This is a genomic window from Duncaniella muricolitica, assembly GCF_910574735.1.
Lineage (GTDB): Bacteria > Bacteroidota > Bacteroidia > Bacteroidales > Muribaculaceae > Duncaniella > Duncaniella muricolitica.
This window is the reverse complement of the sequence record NZ_CAJTCF010000015.1, coordinates 1-13,482: the sequence shown is the minus strand read 5'-3', so window position 1 is coordinate 13,482 and position 13,482 is coordinate 1. Positions and strand designations below refer to the sequence as shown.

The window sequence follows — 13,482 nt, the reverse complement described above, 5'->3', positions numbered from 1 at the left end:
TTAGAAGCTGAGGCCTAATGACATGGAGCATGAACGCTGGAACGGATAGCTCAGACCGCGCTCTTCCTTGATATTGGAGATGCGGAAGATGTCGTTCATATAGAAACGGATGTCAAAAGATGTTGCTCCAATAGTGTTGAGGAATTTGGCTGTCGATGTACGGTAACCGATATTGATTGAGCCGCAACTAAAGGTGTTTTCGGTCTTGATGAAGCGGGTGGTTATATGTGATGCTGATGTATCGTCAATACGTTTGTATTTGGCTATGTCACCGGGTTGTTTCCAACGGTCGGTCAAAGCTCTGACATCCTGGTTTTTGTTGAGGCTACTGCCTGAGATGTTTTCCACCTTGTTCATCAGAGTGTTGAGAGTGACATCTCCACCCATCTTGAATGAGAATGATGCTCCAAAAGTGATGCCTTTGTAGAGGAATGATGTAGAGAAGTTACCCTGGATATCGGGATTGGAGTCGCCCACGAGCACTTCGTCTTCAGAGTTCCATTCATATGTCGGTGTGCCGTTTTTCTTCAGGAACATTTCATTACCTGTAGCTGGGTCAATGCCAAGCGAGCGTACGGCATACAGACCAGAGGTGCTTGCTCCGTCATACATACGCAACAGCGATGTGCTTGCTCGTCCGGCTTCGTTATATTGTTCCAGAATGTTGCCTATACCATAATAATTGGTAGTATAGTGGTTCATGTTGCCGCTTATATACCAGTTGAAATTATATTTTTTGATAATATAGAATGTGGCTGAGAGGCTTATGGAGCGGTTGTCTGTTCCGCCTATATTCATAGGTGCGGATGTGACACCGGTCGAGCCGGGAAGATCGATGCGGACGAGCTGGGGATCGGTCTTACGTATCTGATAGTCGGCATTGAGAGATAGTCTGTTGTCAAACATTGTAGCTGTCAAGCCGACGTTATATGTATTGGTCTTCTGCCATTTGAGACCGCTGTTGCCCCACTGTGATATGATGTTGGCTATACCGAACGGGTTGGAATAATCGTTGTAGAATTCATAGATGGAGGCAGCGAGTTTTGCGTCATAGTTCTGGTTACCGGGGTTACCATATGATGCTCTTACCTTGAGATAGTTTATCAGACTGGAGGTCTTGAACCAGGATTCGTTGTGAATATTCCAGCCTATACCTACTGACCATGTCGGTGTGAAGGGGTCATCGATGCCAAACTGTGAGGCTCCGCTTAGAGTCCAGTTGAAATCAAGGAGGTATCTCATGTCATAGGAATAGTTGCCGTTGGCATAGTAGCTGACGTTGCGGGTCTTTGAGTCGGTCGAGCTGGGTTTGCCTTTTTGCGGATATCCTGATGAGAAGTTGGGATTCCAGAAAGTGTCACTGGTATAGCCCTGAGCAGAGAAGGAGTATGAGCGATTGTTTCTTTCCGAGAACTGCATGCCGCCGACAGCATTGATCGTATGCAGGCCAATGGCTGTACCATATGTGGCGTTGATACGTCCGCTGTAGCTGTTTGCTGAGGAATTACTGTTAAAATAGAGACCTTTCTCCGTATAGGAATGCTGTGATGTTTCATTGGGAGATGTATATGACTCGTTGGTGGTCTTTTGTAACTGATATTGCAGGTTGCCACGAAGGCGGAGCTGACGTGTGGCACGCCATTCAAACTGGAAGTTGTTTGTTACGGTCGTTATATCACCTTTTTTGAAACTGTTCTGCAGCATATCATAGACAGGATTCCAATAATAGGTTGAACCGTCGACATAGACATATCTTGGGGGCTCTCCTGTTGTAGCATCGTATTTTGCATAGAACGGATTCATTTCCGCGAATCTGCTGAAAGGAACGGTCTCATTGGCCGAACTTACGCTGTTGATGGTAGTCTGGTTGGTGAAGTTGAAATTGTCAACTCGATATGTCAGGTTTATATTGCCGTTGATGACATCTCGGTTAGAGCCCTTCATTACACCTTCGTTTTTGCTGTATGACAGGCCGGCTCCGTAACGGAATGACTGGTCTCCGCCTTGTATGAACACGTTGTGGGTCTGGGTTACTGCTGTTCTCAGAGGCTCGTTCATCCAATAGGTGTCATGGCCCATGTCGACGAGACGACGACGGCTGAAATAGCTGTTGCGATTGGTTTCGCCCATAGGCAGGCCGTTTTTGTCAAGTTCGCCATATACACCTGACAGAAGCTCAAACTGGAGTTTCTGTTCGGAGTTCATGAGGTTATAGTCGCTGAGGTCGGCCCAAGCCAATTGCAGCGAGCCGTTATAGCTGAGCTGGAGACGTCCGGCTTCGGGCTTCTTGGTCTCGACAACGATTACACCGTTGGCAGCTTTTGAACCGTAGATGGCTGTAGCCGAAGCATCTTTAAGAATAGAGATGCTCTCTATACGGTCCATGTTGAGGTCATTAATGGCCTGAAGTGTGCTTTCAAATCCGTCAAGAATGAAGAGCGGCTGGTTGGGGTCTGTCTCATACTCCTGGGCGAGTGCCTGGGGGTTCATCTCACCGTTGATGGTGAGCGAGGGAAGGGTGTTGGGGTCGGAACCCATCAGGGTGTTTTCGGGCATGATGATTGACGGGTCGAGTGCCGAAAGACTCTTGAGGATGTTGTTGGCACTGATCATCTTGAGATCATCACTATTGAATGTCGATACCGAACCTGTGAAGCTCTCGATGTTGCGGGTATAGATACCGTTGGCAACGGCTTCGCCTATGACCTGGGCGTCAGTCTCGAGCTGTACGGTCATGCGCTTGCCTGCTGTGGCTCTGACCTGCTGGGTCTTCATGCCGACATAGCTGAACTGGATGACGCATTTGGGCTGGTTGTAGCGAATTGAAAACTCACCATCTACATTGGTTGCTGTACCCAATCCTTTTTTCCCTACGATTGTAATTGATACACCGGGCAGTGGGTCACCTTCGTCGTCAATCACGACTCCGCGATACACACTTATTTTCGATTCTTCAGTGCCGCTGGCTGTAACTGTCTGTGCCACAAGAGAGTTTATTCCCCCCCCGACAACAGGCAGAAAGCAGTGAATGAGGCCGTTAATAGCATTCTGATTCTCTTCATGCTTTTGATTTTTTGATGTATATTAATGATTGGTGTGATAACGATGTGTTCGCGATGAGCGGATATATGTGCAATCCACCACTTGTAGTGTGTAGTTGACCTATGGATGCAAAGTAATGAATAAAAAATGTAAAAAACAAGAAAAATTAGTAAAAATGTAAAATTTTCTAAACTTATAGCCAAAAACAGTGTATAATTCTGCTGAAAGTGTGCGATTTTTGCATCAGATATTAAAAATGTGACAAGATTTAACAAAAGTATGTAAAGCCGAGTGCCGGAGAGGATGATGTGAAATAGCGAATTTAGTGTTATATTTGCGTGAAAATTGATAAAAATATGTTTCATCCACTTGAAAATCTTGATAGGTTAAGCGTGGTGCTTGCAAGCGGTTCGCCACGTCGCAGGGAGTTGCTCGGGCTACTTGACCTGAGTTTTACGGTCGACACATCTCATCCTGTCGACGAAATAGTGCCCGAATCTATGTCGGCCCGACAGGTGCCGGGCTACCTGTCGCGTCTTAAAGCCGATGCTTTCCCGCTCGCGGAGCTGGATGGGCGTCTTGTAATTACGGCCGACACGGTGGTGATACTCGACGGAGAAGTGCTGGGCAAGCCTCGCGACGAAGAAGATGCCAGTGCCATGTTGCGCAGGCTGTCGGGGCGGGTGCAGACGGTGGTGACCGGTGTCACCGTGAGGACGTCGGAGAGATGTGAGACGTTCAGTGCCGAGTCAGAGGTTGAGTTTGCCGAGCTGACTGACGCCGAAATCGATTATTATGTTGACCGCTACAGGCCGCTTGACAAGGCCGGGGCCTACGGCATTCAGGAATGGATAGGTGCTGCTGCCATATGTGGCATTACCGGAAGTTTCTATAATGTGATGGGGCTCCCGGTCCACAGGCTATATGATGCCCTTAAGTCGTTTTAGTAAAAAAGCGTGAAATCACAAAATAAGTGTTATATTTGCGAGGAGAAAGTGTTGAGCGGTCGTAAACTTTCAAAAAAATGTTTTTAGGTGCACTTTTTGGCATGGTTTTTGTTATAGTTAAAAGACATAACACTCATCACTAAATTTTTGACAAAGGACAATAGATGGAAACAGTATATTCACAAAAATTTAAGGAAACGGTCAATTCGACCCCGGCGGTCGCCGCGCGTCATAACAGTCGTTATGTCATGCCCGAGCATCTGCTGCTCGCGCTAATTTCCGACAAGGAGTCGGAGGCAGCCGCGCTCGTGGACCGTGCCTCAAAGGGCAGTCCCGTAGCACAGTTGCAGGAGACTCTTGACCGCGACCTCTTCAATGCCGCCGCCGAGAGCGGTTATACGGGCAATGTGGCTGTGGCCGATGTGTCGCTCAGCGACCTTGCCAGCCGTATTATCAAACTAAGCGTGCTCGAGGCCCGCATGCTTAAGAGCAATGTGGTCGATACGGTACATCTGCTTTTGGCTATCTTTCATAACTCTGATGCCCAGAACTCGGCTTTCATGGAACCGTTTCGACGTGCCGGAGTGACATACGAGTCGCTTTACCGTATGCTGTCGGCCGGAGCCGACAGGCCCATGAGTCTGCAGGGTGACGGGGATGACGAGGAGGATGAAGACGAGGATTCAGCTCCCGCTTCAGGAGCTCCGTCAGGCCGCGAGAATGCAGCCCGTACGCGTCAGCCGCAGAGTACTGGTGGTCGGAGCGGATCGGACACTCCGATGCTCGATAAGTATGGTTATGACATGACACAGGCTGCCGAGGACAATCGTCTTGACCCTGTGGTGGGCCGTGATGTCGAAATCGAACGTCTCGCCCAGATACTCAGCCGTCGCAAGAAAAACAATCCGGTGCTCATCGGTGAGCCGGGAGTGGGCAAGTCGGCCATTGTCGAGGGGCTCGCTCTCCGCATCGTGCGCCGCAAGGTGTCGCGCATACTTTTTGACAAGCGTGTGGTGTCGCTCGACATGGCTTCGCTTGTAGCTGGCACGAAATATCGCGGACAGTTTGAGGAGCGTGTCAAGGGTATTCTTGACGAGCTCGCCAAAAACAAGAATGTGATATTGTTTATCGACGAGCTTCACACCATAGTCGGTGCCGGCAATGCGGCCGGCTCGATGGATGCCGCCAATCTTCTCAAGCCTGCGCTTGCACGCGGTGAGATACAGTGTATAGGTGCCACGACGATCGACGAATATCGCAAGAACATTGAGAATGACGGTGCCCTCGAGCGTCGTTTCCAGAAGGTAATGGTCGAGCCGACCACTCCCGAGGAGACGCGTGTGATTCTCGACAACATACGCGAGAAGTATGAGTCCCACCATAATGTAATATATACACCCGAGGCTCTCGACGCGTGTGTGTCGCTCACCGAACGTTACATCAGTGACCGCAATTTCCCCGACAAGGCTATTGATGCCATGGACGAGGCTGGTAGCCGAGTGCATGTGACCAATATCGCTGTGCCGGCCGCCATCGAGGAGCTTGAGCAGGAGATCAATGAGGCCGCTGCCGAGAAGCTACGTGCCGCCCAGGCTCAGAACTTTGAGAAGGCCGCCTCCTATCGTGACCGTGAGCAGCAGCTCAAGGCGCAGCTCGACACGGCCAATGCCGAGTGGCAGGAGAAACTCGCCACCATGCGCGAGACTGTCGATGAGGACAAGGTGGCTGAGGTTGTGGCCATGATGACCGGCGTGCCCGTCCAGCGCATAGCCCAGGCCGAAGGTAAGCGTCTGCGCGAGATGGCTCCGGCTATCAAGGCGCAGATAATAGGTCAGGACAATGCCATAGAGAAGATTGTCAAGGCTATACAGCGCAACCGCATAGGTCTGAAGGACCCTGCAAAGCCTATCGGCACATTCCTGTTTCTCGGACCTACCGGTGTCGGCAAGACCCACCTGGCCAAGAAGCTGGCCGAGTATATGTTTGACTCGTCCGACTCGCTGATACGTATCGACATGAGCGAGTATATGGAGAAGTTTACGGTGTCGCGTCTTGTCGGTGCGCCTCCGGGATATGTCGGTTATGAGGAGGGCGGACAGCTTACCGAAAAGGTGCGCCGTCATCCTTACTCCATCGTACTGCTCGACGAGATAGAAAAGGCACATCCCGACGTGTTCAATCTTCTGCTCCAGGTCATGGACGAGGGGCGTCTCACCGACTCGCTCGGCCGACGGATTGATTTCAAGAACACGGTTCTCATAATGACGTCCAACATCGGATCGCGTCAGCTCAAGGATTTCGGCGGCGGCATAGGATTCAATACCCGTCCGGCCGATGACCGTGAGGTGAGCCAGGGAGTGATACGCAAGGCTCTCAACAAAGCCTTTGCCCCTGAGTTTCTCAACCGAATCGACGATATTGTGATGTTCGACCCCCTCAGCCGCGAGTCGATATTCAAGATTATCGACATCGAGCTGGCCGGCTTCTACAAGCGAGTCGAGCAGCTCGGCTATAAGCTCACTGTCTCTGACGAAGCGCGTGATTTTGTGGCCGACAAGGGATATGACGCACAGTTTGGCGCGCGTCCGCTCAAGAGAGCTATCCAAAAGTATCTTGAGGACACGCTGGCCGAGCTTATTGTCGAGGACAATGTCAAGCCGGGCGACGAGATATATGTCTCCTATACACCCGGGGCTGACAGACTTGACACCGAGATACGACATCCCAAAGAATAAACATAATGAACATATTAAGGGCCTGCAATAGACTTGTCCTCAGCGGACGCGACTATTTCTACATAATCCTCGGCATATTGATATATGCCGTAGGATTTACCGTTTTCATCCTCCCTCACTATGTCGTGATCGGGGGGATGTCGGGTTTTGGCACATTAGTGTACTATTTCTCGGGCGAACGCATCCCGGTGGCGGTGGCCATGTATTGCAGCAACCTGTTGTTGCTGCTGTGCGCATTCCGTTACATAGGGCGAAATTTTGTCATCAAGACCGTGTTTGGCTTCACCGTGCTGTCGCTTGTCATCGGAGCGATGGAAGGATATTTTGTGTCGCGTCCCCCGCTTGTGAGCGACATGACTATGAGTGTGCTTATGGGAGCTATGCTGCTCGGTGTAGGCATCGGCATCTATTACAGCCATAACGGCACCACCGGCGGCACTGATATAATCGCGGCGGTGATGGAGCGCGTGAGTTCGATAAGTGTCGGGCGCACCATGATGATTGTGGACATGTCTATTGTCGCCGCATCGTTTTTTCTGCCGTTTGACGGCGATATGGAGGCCCGCATACAAGCCCGCACCGAGACTATAATCTACGGTTGGGTGGCCATATTTGTCTACTCCTATATCGCCGACCGTTTTATCGTGGCCGACAAGCAGACCATCCAGTTTTTCATCCTTTCTGACAAGTGGGAGGAGGTAGCCTATCGCATCACCCACGAGACAGGGCGCGGTGTCTCGACCATCGACACTCACGGCTACTGGACCGGCGCGCACCGCGTGTTGCTGCTCGTATGGTGTCGCCAGTACAATACGGCCGAGATATTCCATATAGTGCACGAAGTCGACCCGACGGCCTATATCACTGACTGTGACGTGCGCGGCGTGTGGGGCAACGGATTTGACACACTCAAGCTCAAGCCACGCAAGCGTTAGAGAGTGTTTTCGACCGACATTTGTATTAAACCCTCTTAATTACCATTTTTATACCAATCATGCCATGATAAGAAAAATAATGTTTATGATACTGACTGCGATGGGACTCACGTCCGTAGCTCAGGAAAAAATCGAGATATTGTTCAGCAATCCCGAGGCCCGCGACCGGCATATAGATATGTCTGACCTGTCGGTCGAGCCGGGCATGACCGTCTATCGTCCGGCCAAGCCTAACGGAGTGGCCGTCGTGATGTGTCCTGGCGGAGGTTACAGCCATCAGGCCGCCGCTCACGAGGGACACGACATGGCTCCGTGGTTCAACGCCCAGGGAGTGACTTACGTCGTGCTCAAATACCGTATACCCAAGCAGCGCAGCAATGTACCTCTCGAAGATGCGGCCCGAGCCGTGAGTCTGGTGCGCAGCCATGCCGGAGAGTGGGGCGTTGACCCGTCGAAAATCGGCATAATGGGAGCCTCGGCAGGCGGACATCTCGCTTCGACACTCGCCACACATTATCCCGATTCGCTCTCGCGTCCTGATTTCCAGGTGTTGTTCTATCCTGTTGTCTCGATGGATCCTGCTGTGACCCACATGGGCTCGCGCAATAATCTTCTCGGCAAGGATGCCGGCAAAGCTCTTGAGGAGGAGTATTCCAACGAGCTTCATGTCAGCAAGTCGACACCCCAGGCATTCATCATGCTCTCGTCTGACGACCGGGCCGTTCCTCCGGCCAATTCTATCAATTATTACAATGCATTGATTGCCAACAGAGTCCCGGCCGCAATGCACATATATCCGGTCGGTGGCCATGGATGGGGATTCCGTGACAGCTTCAAGTATAAGCGTCAATGGACCGGAGAGCTTGAGAAGTGGCTCCATGAGCAGGTGCTTTAAGACTGAAAAAATCAAAATCGGATGGTAACGAAGAGCTTGCCATCCGACTTTGATTTTTTCAGTGTCGGTAAACGATACGATATGATACGAAACAATGCTATTTTATCAGAGGTCTGAATACATTAAGTGAGGTCCGGCTGCCGGCCATGATCGAATGGTTGCGGTCGGAGCGTATCGACTCGACCTCACCGCCGGCCTCCTGTACCATCAGAGCACCTGCGGCTATATCCCATAGATTAAGATTAAGTTCCCAGTAAGCGTCGAAATACCCGGCGGCCGTGTAGGCGAGGTCTATAGCAGCCGAGCCCATGCGCCGTATGCCTCTGACCTGCATGCTTACTCTCGCGATGTTGTCGAGATTGTTGTCGGGATGACGGTCGCGGTCATATGGCATGCCGGTGGCTACGACCATGGTTGACAGTCTGTCGTTTTGACCACAATGCAGCCGGTGGCCGTTGAGAAATGCACCCGAACCCTTTGCCGCGTGAAACATCTCTCCGAGATAAGGGGCATACACTACTCCGGCCACAGTCTCGCCGTTGTGTTGCAGAGCGATGGAAATGGAGTAGACCGGCAGTCCCTGCTTGAAATTGGTAGTGCCGTCGAGCGGGTCTATCACCCACAGCCATTCGCTGTCGCAGACAGTAGTCGTGCCGCTCTCTTCCGAAAGTATGGAGTGGGAGGGAAATTCCCGTCGTATATTGTCCATTATAATCCTTTCGGCAGCCTTGTCGGCCTCGGTCAATACATCAAAATCATTCTGCTTGGTCACCGATTTCAGTTCGGGATTTCTAAAGTAGCGCAGCGTCACATCGCCGGCTTCCTTGGCCCATTGCATGGCCTTTGTCAGATATTGGTTGTAATCCATGACAGATGTTTTTTGAAAAAGCAAAATTAAGAAAAAAACTCTTTTTCGCACTGTTTTCGGGAATATTTATTTTTTATTTATTTTTTATCGGGATGCTGTTAAAAAACATTGTTTTGACGCGGAAAAATACTGCTGAAATTTATTACCTTTGCGTCAATAAGTCTAATAACCGAATACAAATAAATACAGTAATTATGAAAACCAGGCTGGTTGAGTGCGTGCCCAATTTCAGTGAGGGACGTGACAAGAATGTGATTAAGCAAATTACCGATGCTATTACGGATGCTTCGGCTGTGCGTCTTCTTGACGTGGATCCCGGTGAAGCGACCAACCGCACGGTGGTCACATTTGTAGGTTTGCCCGAGGATGTGCTTGAGGCTGCCTTTCAGGGCATAAAGAAAGCCGCCGAACTTATAGATATGCGTCAGCATCATGGAGCACATCCGCGTATGGGTGCCACTGATGTGTGTCCTTTTGTGCCTGTGAGCGGCATTACGCTCGAGGAGTGTGCCGAACTGTCGCGTCAGTTGGCCAAAAGGGTGGCCGAGGAGCTGGATATCCCTGTTTACTGCTATGAGGCGGCCGCTTTCCGTCCCGAACGTAAGAATCTTGCCGTGTGCCGCAAGGGTGAATATGAGGGACTGGCCGACCGTATGGGCTCGGAGACCGAGGGACCTGATTTCGGCAACCGTCCGTTTGACGAGCGTGCCGCACGTACAGGTGCGACCACTATAGGAGCCCGAAACTTCCTGATTGCTGTGAATTTCAATCTCAATACGACCTCTACGCGCCGTGCCAATGCCATCGCGTTTGACGTGCGCGAGAAGGGTCGCCCGATGCGCGAAGGCGGCAAGCCCAACGGCAAACCGATGAAGGATGCCGACGGCAAGACAATAACCATACCCGGCACCCTTCCCTGCACCAAGGCCATCGGATGGTATATCGACGAGTATGGCATCGCGCAGGTGTCGATGAATATTACCGACATCTCCACCACCCCTCTCCATGTGGCTTTTGACGAGGTGTGCCGTGCGGCCAACGAGCGTGGTATACGGGTGACAGGCACCGAGATTGTAGGTCTTGTGCCCAAGAGCGCGATTGTTGATGCCGGACGCCACTTCCTCCACAAGCAGCAGCGGTCGACAGGTATTCCCGAAAGCGAAATCATACGCATGGCTGTCAAGTCGATGGGCCTTGACGAACTCAAGCCTTTCGAGCCAAGCGAAAAGATTATCGAATATATGATAGCCTCCAATGACGGGGCGAAGAAACTTGTCGACATGACATGTCGCGAGTTTGCCGACGAGACTGCATCTGAGTCACCCGCTCCCGGCGGCGGTTCCATCTCGGCCTATATGGGTGCACTCGGCGGCGCGCTTGCCACTATGGTGGCCAATCTTTCGGCCCACAAAGCCGGTTGGGATGAGCGTTGGCGCGAGTTTTCAGATGTAGCCGAGCAGGGCCGTACACTTGTTGACTCACTCCTGGCTCTGGTAGATGAGGACACACAGGCCTTCAACGGCATAATGGCTGTCTTTGCCATGCCCAAGGGCACAGATGCCGAGAAAGCCGCCCGTGCCGAGGCTATGGAACGTGCCACCGAGTATGCCACCCGTGTGCCTCTGCGCACGATGGAGCAGGCCGTAAAGGTATTTCCCCTCGCACAGCTTATGGCCGAGCAGGGCAATCCCGCGTCGGTGAGCGATGCAGGTGTCGGTGCGCTTGCCGCCCGTGCCGCAGTCCGTGGTGCGCTGCTTAACGTCAAAATCAATGCCGCCGGTCTCAAAGACCGTGAGCTTGCTGACTCGCTCGTGGCACGCGCCGAGGCTATTGCCGCCGAGGCCGAGACTCTCGAGGCTTCGGTATTGAAGGTTGTGGAAGAGAAAATCTAACATGAAAAATAATATAACTCAAAATATGACATCAGAGACATCAGATTTCAAGAATCAGATTATACAAGGTATACCCGACATCCTGCCCCCTCGTCGCGAACGTGACGAGTCGGTGAGCCATGCACCGCGCCGTAAACACATACTCACTCCCGAGGAGGAGCGGCTGGCTCTGCGTAATGCGCTCCGCTATTTCCCCGCTGCTCTGCATGCCGAGCTTGCTCCGGAATTTGTAGAGGAGCTTCACACCTACGGACGTATATATATGTATCGTTTCCGTCCCACCTATGATATGTATGCCCGTCCCATTGACGCATATCCCGCCAGGTCGCGTCAGGCTGCTGCCATCATGATGATGATTCAAAACAATCTTGATCCGGCCGTGGCTCAGCATCCTCACGAGCTTATCACCTATGGCGGCAACGGAGCTGTGTTTCAGAACTGGGCACAGTATCTGCTCACCATGAAATATCTCTCCGAGATGACCGACGAGCAGACTCTCGTCATGTATTCGGGCCACCCGCTCGGCCTCTTCCCCTCTCATAAGGAGGCTCCGCGCGTAGTCGTGACCAACGGTATGGTCATCCCCAATCATTCCAAGCCCGATGACTGGGAGCGTCTCAATGCTCTCGGAGTGTCGCAGTATGGTCAGATGACAGCCGGCTCATATATGTATATAGGTCCGCAGGGCATTGTCCACGGCACCACCATCACCGTGCTCAACGCAGCCCGCCGCCGCTTTACAGAGGGGCGTGAGTCGACAGCCGGCATGCTCTTTGTGTCGTCGGGTCTCGGCGGCATGTCGGGGGCTCAACCCAAGGCCGGAAATATAGCCGGAGTCGTGAGCGTGGTTGCCGAAATCAATCCCAAAGCCGTGGAGAAACGTCACGCGCAGGGATGGGTCGACGAGGTGTATGACTCGCTCGACGAACTGTTGCCGCGCATCCGTCAGGCCCGAGCCGAAGGCCGTGCCGTGTCGATGGCCTATCTCGGCAATGTGGTCGACCTCTGGGAGCGTCTTGCTGCCGAAGGCGAGAGCGTGGACCTCGGTTCCGACCAGACTTCGCTTCATAATCCCTGGGCCGGCGGATATTATCCCGTAGGACTGTCGCTCGAGGAGTCCAACGCCATGATGGCCGATGACCCCGAGGAGTTCCGTCGCCGCGTGCAGGAGTCGCTGCGCCGTCAGATTGCTGCTATCAATAAGCTGACCGATGCCGGCATGTACTTCTTTGATTATGGCAACGCCTTCCTGCTCGAGTCATCGCGTGCCGGAGCTGATGTGATGAACGCTGACGGCGAGTTCCGTTATCCTTCCTATGTGCAGGACATCATGGGCCCGCTTTTCTTCGACTATGGTTTCGGTCCGTTCCGCTGGGTGTGCACTTCCGGCACACCCGAGGATCTCGCAGCCACCGACCGCATCGCCGCCCGTGTGCTTGAGCAGTTGCGTGAGGAGGTGACCGACGACATACGCGGTCAGCTCGACGATAATATACACTGGATTAAGTCGGCTGCCGAAAACCATCTCGTGGTTGGTTCGCAGGCCCGCATACTTTATGCCGATTCGGAGGGCCGCACACGCATCGCGCTTGCTTTCAACGAGGCAATCCGCAACGGCGAACTGTCGGCTCCCGTGGTGCTCGGACGCGACCACCACGACGTGTCGGGCACCGATTCGCCTTATCGTGAGACATCCAATATCTATGACGGCTCCAACCTGTGTGCCGACATGGCCGTCCACAATGTGATAGGCGACTCTTTCCGCGGAGCCACATGGGTGTCGCTCCACAACGGAGGCGGAGTAGGCTGGGGCGAAGTGATGAACGGAGGCTTCGGTATGGTCATCGACGGCACTCCCGAGTCTGACACCCGCATACGCCGCATGCTCCTGTGGGATGTCAACAACGGTATAGCCCGTCGCTCATGGGCCCGCAATCAGGGCGCGGTCGACGCCATCAAGCGCGAGATGGAGCGCACTCCGGGTCTTACTGTAACGCTCCCCAATCTTGCCGACGACTCTCTGATAGAGTCGGTGCTGGCATAAACCGCCGGATGTGTTATAACAATGATTCGGTAAAATTTGAGGTCGTTCAGTCTTGGCTAAGCCGCTAACTGAGCCAACCGATGGTTTATTTTCTGAATTATTTTTAGATGCGGAGATTTTCCGC

The 13,482-nt window shown here is 52.5% G+C and carries 8 protein-coding genes; 6 read left to right on the top strand and 2 right to left on the bottom strand.

All coding sequences use genetic code 11. From position 1 onward, the window contains the following. A complete protein-coding gene (locus tag QGT73_RS04775) occupies positions 1-2,985 on the bottom strand; it encodes a SusC/RagA family TonB-linked outer membrane protein (RefSeq protein ID WP_280121659.1) in 2,985 nt (994 codons plus the stop codon). A 413-nt stretch (positions 2,986-3,398) separates the two neighbouring features. Between QGT73_RS04775 and QGT73_RS04770 the strand changes: the two genes are divergently transcribed. The 4 genes from QGT73_RS04770 (at position 3,399) to QGT73_RS04755 (ending at position 8,554) form a co-directional block, all read left to right on the top strand. Beyond that, a complete protein-coding gene (locus QGT73_RS04770; RefSeq protein ID WP_280121658.1) occupies positions 3,399-3,989 on the top strand; it encodes a Maf family nucleotide pyrophosphatase in 591 nt (196 codons plus the stop codon). A gap of 164 nt (positions 3,990-4,153) precedes the next feature. Beyond that, positions 4,154-6,724, top strand: coding sequence for an ATP-dependent Clp protease ATP-binding subunit (locus QGT73_RS04765; RefSeq protein WP_280121657.1), 2,571 nt, complete (start codon positions 4,154-4,156; stop codon positions 6,722-6,724). 5 nt (positions 6,725-6,729) lie between these two features. Then, positions 6,730-7,659 carry a YitT family protein gene (locus tag QGT73_RS04760; RefSeq protein ID WP_280121656.1) on the top strand — a complete coding sequence of 310 codons (930 nt, stop codon included), beginning with the start codon at positions 6,730-6,732 and terminating at the stop codon, positions 7,657-7,659. Positions 7,660-7,726: 67 nt separating this feature from the next. Further along, positions 7,727-8,554: an alpha/beta hydrolase gene (locus tag QGT73_RS04755; RefSeq protein ID WP_425278384.1), complete on the top strand. Its 828-nt coding sequence runs from the start codon at positions 7,727-7,729 to the stop codon at positions 8,552-8,554. 97 nt (positions 8,555-8,651) lie between these two features. Here the strand turns inward: QGT73_RS04755 and QGT73_RS04750 are convergent, their stop codons facing one another. Next, complete coding sequence (locus tag QGT73_RS04750) at positions 8,652-9,422, bottom strand: inositol monophosphatase family protein (protein WP_280121654.1); 771 nt, start codon at positions 9,420-9,422, stop codon at positions 8,652-8,654. Positions 9,423-9,616: 194 nt separating this feature from the next. Here QGT73_RS04750 and ftcD point away from each other — a divergent pair, with 194 nt between their 5' ends. Continuing rightward, positions 9,617-11,314 (top strand): glutamate formimidoyltransferase, encoded by a 1,698-nt coding sequence (ftcD, locus tag QGT73_RS04745; protein ID WP_280121653.1) that lies wholly within the window; start codon positions 9,617-9,619, stop codon positions 11,312-11,314. Between the two features lie 25 nt (positions 11,315-11,339). Beyond that, positions 11,340-13,358 carry a urocanate hydratase gene (locus tag QGT73_RS04740; RefSeq protein WP_280121652.1) on the top strand — a complete coding sequence of 673 codons (2,019 nt, stop codon included), beginning with the start codon at positions 11,340-11,342 and terminating at the stop codon, positions 13,356-13,358. The last annotated feature ends 124 nt before the right edge of the window (positions 13,359-13,482 follow it).

What these genes read in the sequence shown, in the direction of transcription:
- QGT73_RS04770 (WP_280121658.1), top strand. Translation starts at nt 3,399, where the DNA reads ATGTTTCATCCACTTGAAAATCTTGATAGGTTAAGCGTGGTGCTTGCA.
- QGT73_RS04765 (WP_280121657.1), top strand. Translation starts at nt 4,154, where the DNA reads ATGGAAACAGTATATTCACAAAAATTTAAGGAAACGGTCAATTCGACC.
- QGT73_RS04760 (WP_280121656.1), top strand. Translation starts at nt 6,730, where the DNA reads ATGAACATATTAAGGGCCTGCAATAGACTTGTCCTCAGCGGACGCGAC.
- QGT73_RS04750 (WP_280121654.1), bottom strand. Translation starts at nt 9,422, where the DNA reads ATGGATTACAACCAATATCTGACAAAGGCCATGCAATGGGCCAAGGAA.
- ftcD (WP_280121653.1), top strand. Translation starts at nt 9,617, where the DNA reads ATGAAAACCAGGCTGGTTGAGTGCGTGCCCAATTTCAGTGAGGGACGT.
- QGT73_RS04740 (WP_280121652.1), top strand. Translation starts at nt 11,340, where the DNA reads ATGACATCAGAGACATCAGATTTCAAGAATCAGATTATACAAGGTATA.